Here is a 19,055-nt window from a genome sequence, read left to right on the forward strand (position 1 = left end):
CGGGTGCGCGGCGCCATCCAGAACAAGGTGATGCTGCAAGGCCCCCGTTACGCCGGGCTGCGCTGCATGGTGACCGTGGGCGTGTCGCACTGCTTTGGCGATGAAGCCTCGCTGGAGCGCGCCATGCAGGACGCTGATGCCGCGCTCTATCGCGGCAAGCATGCCGGGCGCAATCGCGTGGAGTGGGCGTCGCCGGTGGCGGATGCCCCGCCGGGAAGCGCGCCGATGAAGGCGGAAGCGGATGTGGCGCTTACCTGAGGCACAGCACTGGTCATGCGCGAGGACGTGTGGTCTGGCCGATTCCCGCCGCAGGGGAGGGAACCGGCACGGCCGTCCGTACGTCGCGTGGCGGGATCAGGCGGCCGGCGAGACTGGCTGTTGCATGCGGTCCTGTGCGCCGGCCTTCTTCCACGCGCGCAGGCCCATCGCCGCCAGTCCGACGAACACCAGGTACAGGCCCGCCGTGGCATGCAGCGACTTCACCGCGTACATGCCGACGTAAACCACGTCCACCACGATCCACAGCCACCAGGCGGCGGTGTGGCGGCGCGCCTGCCACCACTGCGCGACCAGGCTGAGCGCGGCGAGCATGGCGTCCAGCCACGGCAGGGCGGCGTTGGTCCAGTTGTGCATGGCCGCGCCCAGGGCCAGGCCGAAGGCGATGCCGATGCCCAGGTCGCGCGTCCACTGGCCGGTGGCCAAGGGCGCGATGACGATGCGGCCTTCGGCCTGCGTCTGCCTGCGCCAGTTGAGCCAGCCGTATAGCAGGAAGGCGGCGAACGCGCCCTGCAGCAGCGTGTCCGAGTACAGCCGGGCTTCGATGAACACCAGCGCGTACAGGCCCACCGACACCAGCCCCACCGGCCAGGCCAGCATCCGCCGCTGCGCCATCAGCCACACGCCGAGGATGCTGGCCGCGACCGCCGACCATTCCAGGATCGCCGGGTTCATAGCGCGATGGTCACCGACAGGCGCGCCTGCCGCGGTGCACCCGGGAACAGGTAGTAGTCACCGGAGCTGCTGCCGGTGTCGCGCCAGTAGAAGCGGTTGAACACGTTGTCCACCGACAGGTTCCAGTTCACCGCGTGATCGCGCAGCCGGTGCTGGAAGCGCAGGCCGGCATCCACCACGCTGTAGCTGGGCGCACGCACGCGGCCGTCGGCGGTGGCGACATTGGAGGAGGCATAGCGCCAGCCGCCGGTGATGCCCAGCCCTTCGGCGAAGGGCAGGGCGTACTCGGCATGCAGGCTGGCGCGGCTGCTCGGCACATTGATCAGCGGGTGGCCTTCATACGCGGGCGTGCCGCTGTTGCGGGCGCGTGCGCGCAGTGCGGTGGCGCTGGCGGTGAGCTGCAGGCGCTCGGTGACGTGGCCCTGTGCGCTCAGTTCCAGCCCGGTGTGGGTCTGCTGGCCTTCCTGCACGAAGGTATAGCCGTAGTCGCTGTCGTCGGGCTTGGCGTACTGGAACGGCTGGTTGATGCGGAACAGCGCCGCGCTCAGCGTCAGCGCATCCGACGGGGTGTACTTGGCGCCGACCTCGACCTGGCGCGAGCGCACCGCCGGCAGGAAGGTGCCTTCATTGGTGGTCCAGAATGGCGCCTCCTGGCCGAGCGAAATGCCCTGCGCATAGCTGGCGTAGAGGTTGAGATCGTCGTTGGCGCTCCAGATCAGCGCGGTCTGCGGCAGGAACCGCGACAGCCGGCTGCTGCGTTCCAGGTTGCCGCGCTTGTCGAAGGCGCGCTCGTCCAGGCGCACGAAGCGGCCACCGGCCAGCCATTGCCAGTTGTCGGCGAAGGTCACGCGGTCGAGCACGAACAGCGACTTCTGCGTGCTGTCCAGGCGGCGCACCGACGGGCCCGGCTGTAGCGGCGAGGGTGCGAACTGCGGCACGTCCTTGTCGTGGATGTTGGCGGTACCCACGTACTCGTTGACGTTGCGGCGCTTGTCCACGGTGCGGTCGAAGTAGTCCGCGCCCACGGTCAGCTGGTGCGCGACGTTGCCGGTGCTGAACTGGCCACGCAGCTCGGCATGCAGCTGGCGGTTGCGGCGGGTGTCGTCCGGGCTGCGGTAGTCGTAGATGTCGTAGTCGCCGTTGGGCGCGAAATAGTTGCCCGGCACGCTGCCGTCGGCGCATTCGGCGGCGTAGTAGCAGCCGTAGGCGAAGGCGACGTTGTCGTCGATGACCGAGCGGCTGTAGCTGGCCGACACGCGCGACTGCCAGGCCGCGTTGAAGTCGAAGATGTGCAGCGCGGTGAGGTTGGTGCTGTCGATGCCGACCGGCGCCTGCCACGCCTGGTGGCCGAGCATCTTCTTGCGGTCAACGTTGCGCGGCAGGGTGGTGGCGCCCAGCAACTGGTAGCCCGACGCCGAGCGCTGCGCGCTGGTCTGGTAGTTGGCGTCCACTTCCAGCTTGCCGCGCTCGCCGATCAGCCAGTCGGTGGCCAGTGCGTAGAAGTTGCGGCGGCCGTCGGCATTGTCGATATAGGAGTTGCTGTCATCCCACGCGGCATTGAAGCGCAGGCCGATGCGCGGCGTTACCCAATGGCCGGCGTCGACTGCGGCATAGCGGCTGCCTTCCGAATCGGTGCCGAGGGTGACGGTGCGTACTTCGGCCGGGCGCTTGCCCACGTAGTTGATGACGCCGCCGGGGGCGATCACGCCAGCGGCCAGGCCAGCCTCACCCTTGAGGATTTCCACCTGCTGCACGTTCTCCAGCGCCAGGCGCTGCTCGCCGGCCATGCTCAGGCCGTTGAAGCGGTAGCCGGTGGCCGTATCCAGCGCGAAGCCGCGGATGGCGATGTTCTGGTAATAGCCGACCGGTGCGTAGGCGTCGCCCAGCGACGCATCGTTGTAGGCCAGCTCGGACAGCGTGCGCACGTGGCGGCTGTCGAGCAGCTCGCGGTCCAGCACGGTGATCGACGCCGGGGTGTTCTTCCAGTCACCGGCGCCGAAGCTGTTGGACTGGGTGTTCCCGGCATGCGGCTGCTTGGCCTGCACGCGCACCGCGGCCAGCTCGGTGGGCGAGCGCTCGGCGGCGGTTTCGAGGTTGCTGGCGTACAGCGGCAGGGCCGCGCTCAGGGCAGCGCTCAACAGCGAGATTCGGTAGCAGCGGTTCATTCGTTTCGTCATCAGCCGGTGGGGGAGACGAAGCGAAGGCGCGCACGCGCAACCGGCCATGGAGGCGGTGTGCCTGCTGCTCAAAGCTCCCTACGCCGGTGCAAACCGGATCAGGTTCCAAGGGACTCTCTCAGCCTGCGAAAACCAGGCACCCCCGCTTCAGGCGCGTATTTGACCACAAACGGTACGGATTTGCGCCCCGTTGGTATTCAGGCAGCGGCGTGCAGGGCGGACAGCAGGGCCTGGCCGTCGGCGCTGCCGAACCAACGGGCATGGCCGAGCAGGAAGTCGTAGTAGGCGATGTCGGCATTGGCGGTGGAGCCGGTGATGCCGTGGAAGTACTCCACTTCGGACAGTGCGAAGTCCAGATGCACGATGGGCAGCAGATCGGCCAGCAGGTGTACCTGGGCGGCCGGGAGCGGGCGCACCTGCCGGTAGCCGTCGAGCAGGACCAGTGCGGTATCCACATGCACCGCGGCCATGCCGCGCTCCAGTTCCAGCCAGGCAATGGCATTGCGCTCGATGGCGGTGGCCAGGTCGAACAGCGCGCTGGTCGGCGAGGCCAACCCGAAGTCGAGCACGCTGGCGATCCGCGTCGCCTCGCCCTCGCGCTGCCACAGCAGGTTGGAGACATGCCAATCGTTGTGTGCCCACAGGCGTGGCTCGGCCTGCAGGCGCGCGGCCAAGCCGTTGTGCCAGGGCAGCACATCCTGCTGCAGCTCCTGCAGCCATGGGCGCCGGGACAGGTAGTCGTGCAGGGCCGGGCGCGTGGAGGCGTCGCGTGCCAGCAGCGCGATGGGGTCTGGGCTGCGGATCAGGTCATCGCGGGCGACCAGGATGTGGGTGTCGCGCTGTGGCGCGGTGTAGCTCTCCGCTGCGTGGTGCAGCGCGGCCAGCATGCGACCGGCCTCGCGTGCCTGGGCGAGGTCGGTAAGCGGCGTCCATGACGGCGCATCGCGGTACAGGTCGTCCCCCTCGCCGACGGCATGCAGCTCGTAGGTCCAGCCTTCGTGGGCAAGGGCGGTGGCTCCGCTACGGTCCGCCAGCACATCAACCACGGGTACACCTGCCCGGACCAGGTGCGCGATGAAGCGGTGCTCCTCGGCCAGCGTGGCGGCGGTGCGGACGCGGTGATGGTGGCGCTTGATGAAGACCCTGCCATTGACGCCTTGCGCGATGGCCGCAGCGGACATCGGGCGTGGGCTGTGCCAGATCAGCGTTGCCGTGGCTTCCAGCTGCGGGAAGCGCGTCGCCAGCCATGTGATCTCGCCGGCGCTGATCGCAGGCCAGTCGGCCGGCACCTCGTCGTTGTTGAGGCCTTGGACGCGGTGAGGGGAGGTGGTCATGGCAAAGCGGGGCGGGCGTGGTGGTACAGGGGCGACAGGGTAGCGCGTCGGGCCGGCAAGGGGAGGGGACGTGCGGCGACGCCCCCCCTCCCGCATGCGGGGAGAGGGGTTGGGCTGAGGGAAAGGGCTCAATTTCCCGTCCGCGCGGCCGATGCTGCCTCCGACGATGCGCTATCGTGCGCCGCCCCTTCCCCTTCCGGCGATCCGCCTTTCGAAATGGAGTTCGTACCCATGTCCCCCCGCGCCCTGTTGCTGGCCCTGGCCAGTGTTTCCTTCATCGATGCATCGGCCGCACAGGCGCAGGCATCGCCGGTTGCGCCCGCGAGCGTCGAGCGCCCGGCCCGCATCCGCCTGTTCGGGCAGAACGGCGTTGGCCTGACCATGTTCACCAACGCCCACTGCGAGGATGCCTACGAGGAGGAAATCGAGGGTTCGGGTGCGGTGTCGCTCGGCTTCAAGGCACTGGTCGGCAAGCGCCAGCCCAATACCTCCATTGGCATCCCGCAGAGCGTTACCACGCGCACGCTGGAAGACCGCAACCGGTTGATGGCCAACCCTTACTACACCGAGTTCGTGCTGGTGCCGGGACAGCCGGTGGCATTGCAGGCGCAGATCGCCAGCGGCGCCGGGTTGAGCTGCGGGCGCGGACGCGGGGTGCAGGTCAGCTTCGTCCCCGAGGCGGGCGTGGACTACGAGGGCGACATGATCCGCGACTTCGATGCCATGCGATGCGGGATTGCGGTGCGCCAGGTCGCTGCCGACGGCAGCCTCAGCCCGGTTCAGACCGCGCCGTGGCCGAAGAAGTGCGACGCGCCGCCCCGTCCGGCGCCGTCGTTGATGACGCTGTTCCTCGATGCCGACCAGCTGCAGTACCGGCTGGCCGAGGAAGGGGCCGAGGTGGATTCCATCGACAACGACAAGGGCAGCATTGAAGACCTTGAGGAGATGTTGCAGGAAGCACCGCTGGCTGCCGGCGTGGGGCTGTGCATCGTGAGCGACGAGGCGCTGGATGCCAGCGCGCTCGGCGCCAAACTCCCCGGCCTGCTGGAGGCGCGTGGGGTGGCCGACCGTGTGGTGCGGTTCCGTACCGGCGCGCTGGAAGCGGAATGGGGGCTCACCGCGCAGCATCCCTTGAGCTTCGCACTGGCCGAATACTACTGCCGCGCGGCCAGCGGCCAGCGCTGAACCCGGGGGCACTGGGTGGGGCGGGGGGAATGCGTGCATCATTCCCCCATGCAGCCCACCCTCGACCATCTTCGCCGGTATGCCATCGCCCGCTCGCTGTTCACGCCGACCACGCTGATGCGGGCGATCGGCAAGCTTGGCTTTGTCCAGGCCGATCCGATCCGAGCGCCGGCGCGTGCGCAGGACCTGACCCTGCGCCACCGCGTCACCGGCTATCGCGCCGGTGAGCTGGAGCGTCGCTATCCACGACTGGCGCTGGAAGAGGATTTCTTCGTCAATTACGGCTTCCTGCCGCGCGCGCACCATGCCTTGATGCATCCGCGCCAGGCGCGGGTGGTGTGGACGCCGGCGCGCTGGAAACAGGCGCATGCCGTGCGCGAGTTCATCGCAGAACGTGGCGTGGTGCATCCGCGCGAGGTCGATGCGCAGTTCGCCCACGGCAAGACCACCAACTGGTTTGGCGGCTCGTCCAATGCCAGCACCGAGCTGCTGGACGGCATGCATTACCGCGGATTGCTGCGGGTGGCGCGGCGCGACGGTGGAACCCGCGTGTATGCGCTGCGCCAGGGCGATGCGACGCCGGTGACGGCGGAGGTTGCTCAGGCCCGCCTGGACGCGCTGCTCGACATCATCGTGGGCAAGTACGCACCGCTGCCGGCGGCCAGCCTGGGCCAACTGCTGGGCCACCTGCGCAGCGGCGTGCCGCAATGGCAGGGGCTGCGTGCCGATGCGCTGAAGCGTGCACGGCAGCGCCTTGGCACGGTACGCGTGGAAGGCGTGGACTGGTTCTGGCCCGAGGGCGAGAACCCGGCCTCGGCGCGCTGGAAGCCCGATGACGCGGTGCGGCTGCTGACGCCGTTCGATCCGGTGGTCTGGGACCGGCGCCGCTTCGAACAGTTCTGGGGATGGGCGTATCGCTTCGAGGCCTACACCCCACCGGCCAAGCGCAAGCTCGGTTACTACGCCCTGCCGTTGCTGTGGGGCGAGCAGGTGATCGGCTGGGGCAACCTTGGGGTGGCTGGTGGCCAGCTGCAGGCGCAGCTGGGCTACGTGGCGGGGCGGGCACCGCGTGACGCCGCGTTCCGGCGCGGGCTGGAGGATGAGCTGGCGCGGATGCGGGTGTTCCTGGGGTTGGACCCATGACAACGGAGCGGCGCCGCGCGGCGCGCGCCCTTAAGGAGAGCGGCAGGCAATGAAGCGGGCGACAGCGGCGATGCGCAGCAGCGCGGTACACATGGCGGTGGCGTTCCTGGGCATGGGCGGTTGGGCGGTGTTCGCCAACAGTGCGCATCCGATGCCACGCCCACTGATCGCCGGCGTGGTGCAGGGCACCCTGTCGGCGCTGATCACGTTGTTCCTGAAGCGGATGATCGAGGCCATGTCGGTGCGCCTGCCCGGCAGCGTGGGCGGGTGGCTGCCGCCAGTAGTGGCGATGACGGTATCGCTGGTCCTGCTGACCAGCCTGCATTGGCTGGCCGGTACGCCGGAAATCGCGCGCACCATCGCGGTGCCGCTGTCGGTGACCACGGTGTACTCGAGCTTCTACAACCTGGCGCTGCGGCGGGGAGCCAGCGCAGCGCGGTAGTTCGCGACGGTTACGCTGCCATGCCGGTCAGCGTGACTGCCGGCAGTACAGCGGGTAGCGCTCGATCCGGCCGACGCTTTCGATGGCGGCCCGCACATCGGCGCGGGCGAGGAACGCGTCCTGCCGCTGCTGGGGAACCTGCTCGCCGGGCAGCAGCGGTGACTGCAGGCAGTCCTGGGCCCAGTCCAGCACGTCGTTGCGCCTGTCCGGCTGGGCCAGCAGCTGCCGCATGAAGGCCAGGGCCTGCTCCGGCTCGACCTGGATCAACGCGTCCAGATACGGCATGGGCGCATCATCGCGCAGCGCGTGCAGTTCCTTTAGCGCCTTCTTCTGCTGGCGGCTGTTGTCCTGCTGCAGGGCGGCGCAGTGGCGCACATGGGCCGCCACCGCCTTGCCATAGTTGCTCAGGTTGGCCAGCGGCGCGGCGGCGACGACGCGGATGGCTTCGGCGGCATTGCCGTTGGCGCATTCGAACTCGCCCAGGTTCAACACCTGGCTGATGTTCTCCTCGCCATTCTCGCTGAGCTGGCTGGCGCGACGCATTTCAGCGATGGCTTCCTCGGTGCGTCCCATCCGGCGCAGTGCGATGGCCTTGTTGTTCATCAGCCAGACCTGCTGGTCCATGTCGCTGAAGGCCGGCTTGTCGGTGCTGGCGGCGGCGATCCGGGCGACGGCGGCGTCGGACAGCGCGATGGCGTCCTCGTTGCGGCCGGCCAGCAACAGGGCACTGCTCAGGTGCAGCAGCGGCTCCAGGCGGTCGGGGAATACCTGGGTGCGGGTGCGCAGCAGGGCGATCTGGCGATCGACCGCCAGGGCGACGTCGAAGCGCGGGCGGTCGCGGTTGAACACCGGGTCGAAACGCTTGTCCGCGCGCATCGAGATCAGGAACTCCGGCTCCTGGATGCGCTGGACCACGGCACGCGCGGCCTCCGTGTCGCCCTGCTCCAGGCGTGCGCGCGCCAGCCGGAACCAGATGGCGCCCGGGGTGTTGGAGCTGCCGCCTTTCCAGTTGGCATCGAACAGGGCCTGCTGGAAGCCGATGCGTGCCGGGCTGCGGGTATCGCCGTGGGTGGCCAGCATGAACAGCAGTTCGGGGCGGGTGTTGTCCAGATATTCCGGCCAGCGTGCGGCGAATTCGGTCATGGCCTCGGCGGCGCCGTCCATGTCGTCCTTCTGCATCGCCACGCCGGTCATGCGGTACCAATCATCGGGGTTGTCGCTGTCCAGCCGGGCCAGCTCCGCATACCGCTGCGAGGCGACGTCCAGGCGGTCGTTCTGCCAGGCAACCAGCGCCGCGCGTGACAGCAGACGGTTGCGCTCGGCCGGTGGCAGGCCGGCATAGTCCGGGTCGGCCAGCAGCCGGTCCAGCAGCGCATCGGCGCGACTGCCGGGTTCGTCGGCGGCGATGGCCAGTGCCTCGGCGACGCGCTGCCGGTAGAACACATCCGCTGCGGGCGCGGCGATGGCCGTACCGGAAACACAGCCGAACAGAACGGCCAGCATGGCCATGTGCCTGAGAGTCATCCGCCCATCCCATCCCCTTGGAGTCCTTGGATTGTGGCACGCGACGCCCGCAGTTGGGTGCGCGTGGCGATGATGGCGCGGATGATGCTTGAATGGCTGCATCTAGGGAGGACGTCGGATGCGTGCTTGTTGGCTTGTCCTGGGAGTGCTGCTGTTGGGGGGATGCTCCTGCACGGAGCCGCCATTGCCGATGGCGGATGTTGCCGATATCGACCGTATCGAGATCAGGTACGAACACACTGGCTGGGGCGTCATCAATGAGACGTTCGTTCTTGTTCCCGTCCGGGGAGGTGGTGGATTCCGCCTTCAGGGGCACTATGAGAGCACCGCTGGCGGCGTTCGTGCCGGGGAGTGGCCGGTGAGGTCGACGGCAGTGGCGCAACTGCTGGCTGCCTTGCAGGAACGCCCGTGGCAACGCGAACGTGCCATGCGCGAGATCGCAGGCGGAGTGCGGCGCAGCGAGCTCATTCCCGCTACGTTCTGGACCACCTGGCCGCCACTGGCCTGCGATGCCGATGAGCTGCGTGCATTGGCGCGCAGCCGGTTGCGCGGTCGCAGCGTGCGGGATGAGGTGGATGCCTACTACGGCACCGGGATGCGCTGGACCGATGACGATCCCTACGTCCAGCTGCGCATCCTCCACCGCCAAGGCCGCGAGCAGCGTTGGCACTCGACCGCACAGCACGCCATGTTGGTGCCGTGGGTCGCTGGCGACTACGCGCCGATGGAAGCGCCGGACAGGCAGAACTGGTCGTTGTCGGTCAGCCGCACGCTGCGTGCGCTCGTGCCGGTTGATGCCCATCTCCATGCGCGGCTGGATGGCTTGCCGTCGATGCGTGCCCGGCTGCAGGACTACACGCAGTACGCCGCGGCGAGGGAATGCGAAAGGCTGCGCCCACGCTGAGGCGGGGCGCCGGTCGACGGCACTCGACGCTGCTGGCATTTTTCGCGATGCTCGCTTCGCCAGCGGGGGGCTGGGGCAGCGAACGGAAGGTTCGATATGCGGTTATGGATGCGCGTGTTGTTCGTGCTGATGGCAGGTATGCCAGTTGCCGGTGCGGCAACCCTGGACGTGGAGCCGTTCGTCAGGCAGGACATGTACCAGTGGGTGAAGATCTCGCCCGACGGCTTGCATTACGCGGTGACCGCGCCGCTGGAGGATCGCACCGCGCTGCTGATCCTGCGCCGTTCCGACAACGCCTTCACCGCGCGCATCTCCGGGGACGCCAACTCGGTGGTGGATGACTTCTGGTGGGCGAACAACGAGCGCGTGGTCATCTCCATGGCACGCCGGCAGGGCTCGCGTGATACTCCGGTGGCCATTGGCGAGCTGTACGCAGTGAACGTGGACGGCAAGCAGAGCATGCTGCTGGCCAGCCCTTACGGGGTCAACGAGAGGGCGGGGATCGTCTCTGAATACAAGTCCACCTTCGATCAATCGGTATACATGCTGGACCCATTGGCAGACGATGCGCGCAATGTGCTGGTATCGGCGATGCCGGTGGCGAGCGATCCATTCATCCGCATCGAGAAGCTCGATATCTACAACCGGCACCGGGCCCGCATCGCGGATGTGCCGGTGCGGCGTGCGGACTTCAAGACAGACGCTTCCGGCGAGGTGCGATTCGCGGTGGGTGCCAACACCGACAACGTGTCCAAGCTGTACTACCGCGACGCGCGCGGGCAGGAATGGCGGCTGATCAATGACGAGGGCAGCAGCGGGCACCGGCGCTACCCATTGGGTTTCAGCGCCGACGGCACGCTGGCCTACCTGCAGGTGGAGCGCAAGGCCGGCCCGGACGCGATTGTTTCCTGGAACCCGGCCACGGGTGAGGAAGTGGAACTGTTGCGCGATGCAGTCGTGGATCCGTACCGGATCCTGTATGACCTCGACGGCCGCACGCCGGTGGGCGCGTCGTACATGCGCGAACGGGTCGACAACCGCTTCTTCGACGAGAACGGCCGCGCGGCACGGTTGTACCGCAGCCTGGAGAAGTCCTTCAGTGGCGTGCGATCCGCTTGACCTCGGCCACTGCCGATGGCCGGCTGGTGCTGCTGTACGTGTGGAGCGACCGCAACAACGGCGACTACTTCCTGTTCGATACGCAGGAGCGCAAGGCCAACCGGATCTTCAGTCGCCGCGAGTGGTTCATCCCGGACCAGATGCCGGCCACACGGTATGTGAGTTTCAAGGCACGCGACGGCATGACGCTGCACGGGTACCTCACCGAGCCCAGGGGCGCGGTGGCGGGGGCGAAGCCGATGGTGTTGCTGCCGCACGGCGGACCTTATGGTGTGTTTGACGGCTGGGAGTTCGATGACGATACGCAGCTGCTGGCGGCCGCCGGGTATGCAGTGCTGCGCGTGAACTACCGAGGCTCGGGCAACTATGGCCGTGCCTTTACCGATGCCGGCGTGCGCGAGTGGGGCGGACGCATGCAGGATGACCTGGCCGATGCCACCCGCTGGGCCGTTGCACAGGGCATCGCCCAGGCTGATCGGATCTGCATCTACGGCGCAAGCTACGGGGGATACGCTGCGTTGATGGGCGCTGTGCGCGACCCGGAGCTGTACCGGTGTGCGGTGGGGTATGTCGGCGTCTATGACCTGGAGTTGATGCACAGCGATGCATCCTCGCGCAGCCGTTCCGGGCGTACGTGGGCCGCCGAATGGCTGGGCGAGCGCAATACGCTGGCGGCTCGCTCGCCCAGCCGCCTCGCCGAACAGATCAAGGTGCCGGTCTTCCTTGCGGCCGGCGGCAGGGATGAGCGTGCACCGGTGGAACATACCGAACGCATGGAGAAGGCGCTCAAGCGTGCCGGCGTGCCGGTGGAGACGCTCTACTACCCGAACGAGGGGCACGGCTTCTACACGCAGCCGCATCGCCGTGCGTACTACCAGCGCCTGCTGGCCTTCCTCGCACGCCATCTCGGCGGAGCGACGGCCAGCGCACAATAGGCGGCAACGGCTGCGAAGGCGGATGCTCGACTCCGCCTTCGCTTTTCCCTACCATGCCGGCACCAGCAAGCCACCCACGCTTCATGCAGCGGGACCTGCCGTCCGACGACGGCCCAGCGAGCCAGGACACCCTTCGTGCCCGACCAAAGGACGCTCGCATGCACTCTCATTCCCTCTTCCGTTCCGCCGCCCTCGCGCTGGCGGTTTCCTTCGCGTTGGCTGCGCCGTTGGCAATGGCCTCCGGCAATGCGCCGGCCGCTGCCGATGGCGCGCCTGCCGGCGTGCAGCGCCAGGCCGTGGCCAAGGGCCTGTACGAGCTGGCCTACAGCCCTTCGCAACAGGCGCTGTTCGTCGCCTCCTCCGGCGGCTTCGGTGACGATGCCGGGCCGGCACAGGTACTGCGCCTGGACCCGCGCACGCTCGCCGTGCAGGCCCGCATCCCGCTGGAGCGCAAGGCTTTCGGCCTGGTGCTGGACGACAGTAACCACCGCCTGTACGTCGGCAACACCGTGGACACCTCGGTGACCGTGGTCGACACCGCGCAGGGCATGGCCATCGGCACCGTGCAGCTGATGGAGAAGGTAACCGGCAGTGACGGCAAGCCCCGTTACAGCCACGACCTGCGCGAGCTGGTGGTCGATGCGCCCAACCATCGCCTGTATGTCACCGGGCATTCGCAGGAAGGCAGCGTGCTGTTCGTGGTCGACACGCAATCGCTGACGCTGCTGGACACCATTGCCGGGCTGGGTAACGCCAAGGCCCCGGGGCTGGCCCTGGATGCAGCCGGAAAGCGCGTGTACACCTCGAACCTGCGCGGTGAGGTGGTCACCGTCGGCACCGACAGCGGCAAGGTCGAGCAACGCTTCAGGATCAGCGCCGAGCAACCGATGAACATTGCCCTGGACCCCGGCAGCGAGCGCCTGTTCGTCACCGACCAGGGGCTGGAGATGATCCGCGCCTACCAGGGCAAGAGCATCGATGGCTTCGTCTCGCGCCACCCCGGCCAGCGTGTGCTGGTGCTGGACCGCCGTACCGGGCGGGAGTTGGCGAGCATCCCGACCGATGCCGGTCCGCTCGGCATCCTGCTTGATGCAGCGCGCAAGCGCCTGTACGTAACCAACCGGGAAGCCGGGACGGTCACCGCCTATGACAGCGACAGCTATCGCCCGGTGGGCAGCTGGTCCGTGCCGACCCATCCGAACAGCCTGGCGCTGGATGCACGCAACAACGTGTTGTACGTGAGCATCAAGAATGGCGAGGGTGATCCCAATGGCGGTGAGGAAAGCGTGGCCCGCATTGAACTGGGCAGCTGACCGCGACGGCGGCGGCAGGAAGCCGCCCGGCAGGAAGCGATCGCTGCCGGGCGGTTGCCGCGATGAGCGGCCAGATGCGCCGAGGGGACTGCGTCAGTGGCCAGCGCTCGCGTCACCAATGATCAGCGCACTGCTGTCCACGCTCTGCACGCCATCAATCCGGCGTGCGGTGACGACCGCGCGGTCGGCCTGCTCCTGCGTGGGAACGTGGCCACTGAGCATGACCGTGCCGCGCTGGGTTTCCACGCGGATATCCATGCCTGGCACATCGGCGGCGGTGACCAGCGCCGCCTTCACCTTGGTGGTGATCCAGGCATCGCTGGGTGGCTTCTCGGTGGCAGGAGCCATCTGCGGCGGCGGGCCTTCCTGCATCGTCTGCGTGGCGGTGGCCACCGGCGCACAGGTGGGGACGGCTGCCACGGCGAGGATCAACAACCCGCTCGGGTGACGTTTCATGGACGTACCTCCGGCCTTGTGGGGATGAACGCGGGCCCTGCAAGGACCCGATCACATCCTGCGCCCGCTCGGGTTAATGGACTGCACCGGTTGTGCAAGCAGAAGGTGAGCGTTGGCCATTCAAGTTGATGGGCCGGCGCTGAACGCCGTGCGCTCCTGTGGTGTTGAATGCGTGCATGCAACGGTACCTGCACATGCCGATTACGGACGGCTGCGCAGTCTGGACACCGGCAGGCCACCACCGTGCCTGCAGGAGCAGCAACCATGACCCGTGGTGACAAGAGTGCCTATACCGACAAGCAGAAGCGGCAGGCCGAGCACATCGAACAAAGCGAGCGCAAGGAGGGGCGTTCGAAGAAGGATGCCGAACGCATCGCCTGGGCGACGGTGAACAAGCACGATGGCGGCGGCAAGCGCTCCGGCTCCGGCCGTGCGCACCACGCATCCCATCACCGGTGATTCCCCGTCGCAGGAGTGTCTTCGGGCGCGAAGCCGATACCGGTTGCCGGGCTGGGTGCGTACGGAGGATCGACCGGCTTCGCGACCGACGCCGTTTCAGCGCGACTATGCCGAAAACCGTCTGCGATCGCGCTCGGCGCTCATGCGGTGGGTGCCGGACACGTCGAGGCCCCGCGTCTTGATGTCCTGCATGAACACCCACTCGCCGGTGATGCGTTGCGGGCGGATGTCGATCATCGCGTAGCCGCGCCGCGAGGTATCGCACCAGTCCAGCTCCGGATTGCTTTCGATGAAGATGCGGGCGACGTCACGCGGATCCACGACCACGCTGCCTTCGATGCCTCCGGAGGTGACGGCCTGCACGGCGAACTCGATGCCCGCGGGGCGGCCGTCCTCCTGCAGCGAGTAGGCCCAGGCGTTGTGACTGTCACCGGACAGCATCACCAGGTTGGCGTCCGCCTGCTGGGCCGCACGCAGCAGGCGCGAGCGTGCGGCGGGGTAACCGTCCCAGCGGTCCATCCACATCGGCAGGCCGAGCCGCGCCGCGCGCACGTAGTCGGTGAACGCCTGCACGGTGCGTGCGCTGGCATCCGGGCGCAGCCAGTCCACGGTTTTGGCGGGCATCACGGTGCGACCGAGGATGGTGCCCATGCCGACCAGTTGCCAGATGCTCTGGCTCGCGTTCTGGCCAAGCGCACGGTACAGCCAGCTTTCCTGCTCCAGGCCGAGCATGGTGGCCGACGGGTCCTGCCATGGACCATCGCGGAAGGCTTCCAGCGCAGCCTGGCTGCCGGCCGCGAAGGCGCTTTCGATGTCGGCCTGGCGGGTGCGCCCGAGCAGGCGCGATTCGGTGCGGTACAAGGTGGCAAGCGCGCCGATGGGATAGGCCTTCCACGGCTCGTCTGAAATCGGCAGCCATTCGCGATAGGCCTGCATGCCGGCGGCCTTGCGCATGCTCCAGTCGCCTTCGGTAGCCGGTTGGTGGTTCCCTGCGCCGCCCTCCCAGCTGTCGTTGGTGATCTCGTGGTCGTCCCACACTGCCACCATCGGCGCCATCTGGTGCAGCTTCTGCAGGTCGGGGTCGGCGCGGTAACAGGCCAGGCGCATGCGGTAGTCGAGCAGCGAGACCATTTCATGGTCGTGCGCGGGCAGCACCTGGCGTTCGTCGATGCGGTCATGCGGTTTGTAGGACGCGATGCCGTACTCGTAGATGTAGTCGCCCACGTGCAGCCACAGGTCCATGTCCTGGCGCTGGGCTGCGTGTGCATACGCGTTGAACCAGCCCGTCGGCAGGTTGGAGCAGGAGAACAGGCCCAGCCTGAAGCTGGCGACGTCCCCGACCGGCAGGGTGCGGGTGCGGCCCACCGGCGAGTGGCTGCCGTCCGGTGCGATGAACCGGTAGTAATAGGTGGTGCCGGGCTGCAGCCCATCGATGGTGAGCTTGGCGGTCCAGTCGCGATAGGCGCCGGTGCGCACCATGGCGCCCCCGACGACGCGGGTGAACGCCTGGTCCAGGGCCATCTCCGCCTGCAGGCGGACCTCGTCCGTGTTGCCCGCAGGGACGTAGCGCGTCCACAGCAGCATGGAATCGGGTCCCGGCTCGCCGCTGGCCACGTTGTGGGTGAAACCCCTGGCATTCATCACCTCGGTGGCGAGCAGCTTGCCACCCGGCAGCAGCAGGGCGCCCAGGCCCAGGCCGGCGCCGATGATCAGGCGACGACGGTCGATGGTGAGGGTCATTGCGAAGGTTCCTGGTGGGCGCTGGAGGAAGCGGGAAGGACATGGATGCCGATGCCTGCCTGCTCCGCCCTTCCCCGAAGGCGGGGAAGGGCGGAGTGCAGGGTGGGGGGCGGGCTCAGAAGCGGCCGCGGATGCCGAAGTTCCACATCGAGCCGTAGACCGTGTACATCTGCACGCGGCTGGCCACGTTGGAATAGATCAATTCCGGCTCGTTGAAGATGTTGCGGCCGGCCAGCATCACGTCGATGTTGTCGGTGAGCTTGTAGGTGGCGCTGATGTTCCACAGCTCGCGCGAGGCACGGTACAGGATGCCGTTGTTGGCGGTGGTCGGCGTGTTGCTCAGCGCGCTGACGCGGTGGCTGGACTGGTAGTTGCCGTTGATCTGGAAATCGAAGCGGCCGTAGTTGTAGCGCACGCCCCAGTTGGCCGCCTCCTTGGGCAGGTTCTGGCGCGGGCCGTCCGGGTTCACGTGGGTCAGCGAGCCGTACAGGCTCAGGCCCTTGAGGGCGCCCGGCAGGAAGGTCAGCTGCTGGTTGTACTCCAGCACCATGCCCTCGTTGGTACTGGTGCCCGGCAGGTTCTGCGCACTGCGGAAGGTGTAGCCCTCGTAGTCGCCGGGATTGAAGCCGACGTCCTGCGGGTCCACCGTGATGCCGGTGACCTGCATGTCCTTCATGTCCAGCTTGTAGTAGGACAGGCCGAGCATGCCCGACGGCTCCAGGTAGTACTGCAGGCTGGCGTAGTACTTGGTGGAGTGCTCGGGCTTGAGCTGCGCGTTGGGCACGGTGACGATCATCGTGTCGTCGTTGACCGAGACCACGCCGCCGAGGTTGCCGTAGTCCGGGCGCAGGATCGACTGGCTGAAGGAGACCTGGCCGACCAGCTTGTCGGTGAAGTCGTACTTGACGCCACCGCTGAAGAAGAAGTCGTCGTACTTGCCGCGGCGGGTGGTGTAGCGGCCGTTGTTGTACTGGAACATCAGGCCTTCGACCGTGTTGGGATCCAGGCCGGCGGCCTTGACCTCGCTGAGCGGGCGCACGTCGGCGATGCGCGCGGCGGTGCGGGTCTGCTCGTAACGCAGGCCCAGGTCGATGCGCGCGTCGCCGATGCGGGTCTCGGCCTCGAGGTAGGCAGCGTTCACCTCTTCCTGGATGCGCTTGTTGTTGTCCAGCTCGCGCTTGAGGTTGCCGACCACGTCCGGGGCGAAGTACTCCGGGTGCTCCTTGAAGATGTCGTACATCGCGTAGTTGCTGTCCGCGCGCCAGCCCTGCTGGTTCATGTTGCCCGCGCCGGTACCGATGATGGCGAAGTCGTAGTCACCGGTCCACGGGATCTGCGACGCCGGGTCGGTCTGGCTGCCGTTCGGGCCGATGTACTTGTACTGCTTGTAGGCGCCTTCGTTGGTGCGCCAGTCATTGCTGCGCGTGCCCAACCCGCCCATCAGGGTGAGCGGGTTGTCGTAGAAGGTGAGGTGGCGCTTGAGGTCGAGGTTGACGCCATGCTGGTCGTTGAGCGCGTCCGATTCGGCGGTGCGGATGTTGTAGCCGATGTCGGCGTCGCGGTTGAAACTCTCCGGGTCACCCCATGGGCGTCCTGCGGTCTGGTTGAGGATCCATTCGTGCGAGCTCTCCGACGGACGGTCCAGGGTGAAGCCGATCCCGGTCAGCCAGCTGTCGGTGCGCTGGAAGAAGCCCTTGCTGTTGTCGCGGAAGTTGAACTCGGCACCGGAATAGCTGCCACGCAACACCACTTCCCAGTCCTCGCCCTTGTACTCCAGCTTGGGCGCGACCAGGTAGGCCGGCGTGCCCGCATAGCGATGCGAGTACTGCGTATGCAGGCGGGTGTTGGTGCCGTTCGGGTTGACCACGATGTGGTTGGGCGTGGAGCCGGACGCGGTCTCGGACTTGGTCGGGGTGCCGAAGATCAGGTAGGTGTACTGGTTGAAGTACTCCACGTCATACATCGAATAGGTGCTGCGCAGGGAGGCGACCAGGTCATCGGTGATCTGGTAGTCCAGGCTGAGGTTGGCCGCGGTGCGGCTGGTCATCTTCGGGCCCGGGCGCCACATCACGCGGTATGGCATCGCGCTGCCGTCGGCCTTGTAGGCGTAGTCGGTCTGGATGCGGTCCTGCTGCACGTAGTTGGCGTTGTAGCTGGTGTTGAACTCCACGCCCAGGCGGCCATCCATGAACACGTCGCCGAATCCGAACTGGCCGGACGGGTAGATCGTGGAGTGCTTCCTGTCATCCGGGAAGTACTTGCCCGACCAGGTGGAGTCGGAGGTACCCACCGCGCCCAGCTGGAACACGATGTCGCGCTTGGTGCGCTGGAAGGCGTACTTGCTGCGCAGGTTGATGTTGCCGCCAGGTGCGTCTGCATCCATCGATGCGGTGAGCGTGTTGTTCAACTCGATCGACTCGATGCCGGTGATGGACATCTGCTCGAACGAGTTCTGCCGGCCCGAGTTGTTGTTCGAGGTGGCCGTGGCCATGCGCGCGCCATCGGTGGTGAAGGTGGAGTACTTGGGGTCCAGGCCTCCGATGCGCACGGCGGTGGCGTCCACTTCGGTGTAATCCAGCGACAGGCCCGGCATGGATTTCATGAATTCACCGACGTCACCCATGGTCAGCGCGCCGTAGTTGTCGGCGGCGACCACGTTCTTGGCGTTCATCGCGGCGCGGCGTTCCATGATGGCGCTGGCCTGGCCGTCACGCGAGGCGGTGACCTTGATCATGTCCAGGTCGGTCGCTGCACCGCTGCCGACCGCGTACGACGGTGCCTGCAACGCCACCTCCAGCGCGTTGGCCTTGCCGGCCTCGATGCGCACCGTGCTGCGCGATTCCTGCAGGCCGGTGTACCGGACCAGCACCGTGGCCTCGCCGGCCGGAATACCGGTCAGCTGGAAGTGCCCGCCTTCCTGCGAGTAGGTGACGCTGCGGCTGCCTTCGATGCGCACTTCGGCGTTTCGCACGTAATCGCCGGTGGCGGTGTTGAGCACGCGGCCACGCAGGCTGCCGGTGCCCACGTCCTGCACGATGGCCTCGGCCGACTGCTGTGCATGCGCAACCGGGCAAACGCTGAGCGCAGCCATGATGGCGCTGACCAGCGCCGACTTCCTGAGTTCGAACATGTTTCCATCCGGAGAAGTGTGGGAGTACCGCACACAGCTGAGCGTCCGCCGTGCAAGCGGCGCGAAGGTTACGTCCGGACAATTACAGAACCTTTACGTTTCACCGCCGCAGTCGGCGCGGTATGAAGGTGCTTTTTGTTGTGTGTGATCGCTGATGCCGAAATTCCCGCAGCCCAAGGCCATTTCCGTACGGACAGCAACGGTGGGAGCGACCTCGGCGGCGAAGCCCACAGTGGATGACGT

The 19,055-nt window shown here is 67.3% G+C and carries 14 protein-coding genes, 1 pseudogene and 1 riboswitch; of the genes and pseudogenes, 8 read left to right on the top strand and 7 right to left on the bottom strand.

Annotated features, from left to right (window positions below; translation table 11 throughout):
• Nucleotides 1-3: 3 nt before the first annotated feature.
• Nucleotides 4-258, top strand: a complete 255-nt coding sequence (locus tag VA603_RS19205) for a nucleotidyl cyclase domain-containing protein (RefSeq protein ID WP_323439789.1) — start codon at nucleotides 4-6, stop codon at nucleotides 256-258.
• A 96-nt stretch (nucleotides 259-354) separates the two neighbouring features.
• On the opposite strand, the gene pnuC is transcribed toward VA603_RS19205, so the two are convergent.
• The 3 genes from pnuC to VA603_RS19220 form a co-directional block, all read right to left on the bottom strand.
• Nucleotides 355-951 carry a nicotinamide riboside transporter PnuC gene (pnuC, locus tag VA603_RS19210; RefSeq protein WP_323439790.1) on the bottom strand — a complete coding sequence of 199 codons (597 nt, stop codon included), beginning with the start codon at nucleotides 949-951 and terminating at the stop codon, nucleotides 355-357.
• Nucleotides 948-3,116, bottom strand: coding sequence for a TonB-dependent siderophore receptor (locus VA603_RS19215; protein WP_323439791.1), 2,169 nt, complete (start codon nucleotides 3,114-3,116; stop codon nucleotides 948-950). Before VA603_RS19215 ends, pnuC begins: the two co-directional genes overlap by 4 nt.
• A 70-nt stretch (nucleotides 3,117-3,186) precedes the next feature.
• A riboswitch (TPP riboswitch) is annotated at nucleotides 3,187-3,282 on the bottom strand.
• A gap of 43 nt (nucleotides 3,283-3,325) precedes the next feature.
• Nucleotides 3,326-4,462, bottom strand: a complete 1,137-nt coding sequence (locus tag VA603_RS19220; RefSeq protein ID WP_323439792.1) for a phosphotransferase enzyme family protein — start codon at nucleotides 4,460-4,462, stop codon at nucleotides 3,326-3,328.
• A 231-nt stretch (nucleotides 4,463-4,693) separates the two neighbouring features.
• On the opposite strand from VA603_RS19220, the gene VA603_RS19225 reads away from it, so the two are divergent.
• Genes VA603_RS19225 through VA603_RS19235 form a run of 3 tightly spaced genes read left to right on the top strand, consistent with a single transcriptional unit; the run spans nucleotide 4,694 to nucleotide 7,232 of the window.
• Nucleotides 4,694-5,647 carry a hypothetical protein gene (locus VA603_RS19225; RefSeq protein WP_323439793.1) on the top strand — a complete coding sequence of 318 codons (954 nt, stop codon included), beginning with the start codon at nucleotides 4,694-4,696 and terminating at the stop codon, nucleotides 5,645-5,647.
• A 48-nt stretch (nucleotides 5,648-5,695) separates the two neighbouring features.
• Entirely contained in the window at nucleotides 5,696-6,790 is a 1,095-nt protein-coding gene (locus tag VA603_RS19230; protein ID WP_192286761.1) for a DNA glycosylase AlkZ-like family protein, read from the top strand.
• 49 nt (nucleotides 6,791-6,839) lie between these two features.
• The gene (locus tag VA603_RS19235) at nucleotides 6,840-7,232 is read left to right on the top strand and encodes a hypothetical protein (RefSeq protein WP_323439794.1); all 393 of its coding nucleotides are present in this window, start codon (nucleotides 6,840-6,842) and stop codon (nucleotides 7,230-7,232) included.
• Nucleotides 7,233-7,259: 27 nt separating this feature from the next.
• Here the strand turns inward: VA603_RS19235 and VA603_RS19240 are convergent, their stop codons facing one another.
• Nucleotides 7,260-8,735, bottom strand: a complete 1,476-nt coding sequence (locus VA603_RS19240; RefSeq protein ID WP_323439795.1) for a hypothetical protein — start codon at nucleotides 8,733-8,735, stop codon at nucleotides 7,260-7,262.
• Nucleotides 8,736-8,946: 211 nt separating this feature from the next.
• Between VA603_RS19240 and VA603_RS19245 the strand changes: the two genes are divergently transcribed.
• The 3 genes and pseudogenes from VA603_RS19245 to VA603_RS19255 all read left to right on the top strand — a co-directional run bounded on the left by VA603_RS19245 (nucleotide 8,947) and on the right by VA603_RS19255 (nucleotide 13,027).
• Nucleotides 8,947-9,660: a hypothetical protein gene (locus VA603_RS19245; RefSeq protein WP_323439796.1), complete on the top strand. Its 714-nt coding sequence runs from the start codon at nucleotides 8,947-8,949 to the stop codon at nucleotides 9,658-9,660.
• 96 nt (nucleotides 9,661-9,756) lie between these two features.
• Nucleotides 9,757-11,714, top strand: a pseudogene (locus VA603_RS19250) (alpha/beta hydrolase family protein).
• A 158-nt stretch (nucleotides 11,715-11,872) separates the two neighbouring features.
• A complete protein-coding gene (locus VA603_RS19255) occupies nucleotides 11,873-13,027 on the top strand; it encodes a YncE family protein (protein WP_323439797.1) in 1,155 nt (384 codons plus the stop codon).
• Between the two features lie 93 nt (nucleotides 13,028-13,120).
• Here VA603_RS19255 and VA603_RS19260 read toward each other — a convergent pair whose 3' ends face one another.
• Nucleotides 13,121-13,483 (bottom strand): BON domain-containing protein, encoded by a 363-nt coding sequence (locus tag VA603_RS19260; RefSeq protein WP_132865091.1) that lies wholly within the window; start codon nucleotides 13,481-13,483, stop codon nucleotides 13,121-13,123.
• A gap of 264 nt (nucleotides 13,484-13,747) precedes the next feature.
• On the opposite strand from VA603_RS19260, the gene VA603_RS19265 reads away from it, so the two are divergent.
• Nucleotides 13,748-13,942 (top strand): hypothetical protein, encoded by a 195-nt coding sequence (locus tag VA603_RS19265; protein WP_132865090.1) that lies wholly within the window; start codon nucleotides 13,748-13,750, stop codon nucleotides 13,940-13,942.
• Between the two features lie 105 nt (nucleotides 13,943-14,047).
• Here the strand turns inward: VA603_RS19265 and VA603_RS19270 are convergent, their stop codons facing one another.
• Complete coding sequence (locus VA603_RS19270; protein WP_323439798.1) at nucleotides 14,048-15,682, bottom strand: alkaline phosphatase D family protein; 1,635 nt, start codon at nucleotides 15,680-15,682, stop codon at nucleotides 14,048-14,050.
• Nucleotides 15,683-15,797: 115 nt separating this feature from the next.
• On the bottom strand, nucleotides 15,798-18,812 hold the full coding sequence (locus tag VA603_RS19275; protein WP_323439799.1) for a TonB-dependent receptor: 3,015 nt from the start codon (nucleotides 18,810-18,812) through the stop codon (nucleotides 15,798-15,800).
• Nucleotides 18,813-19,055: the final 243 nt, after the last annotated feature.

Origin of the sequence: Stenotrophomonas capsici, assembly GCF_034961085.1 — a bacterium.
GTDB classification, from domain to species: domain Bacteria; phylum Pseudomonadota; class Gammaproteobacteria; order Xanthomonadales; family Xanthomonadaceae; genus Stenotrophomonas; species Stenotrophomonas capsici.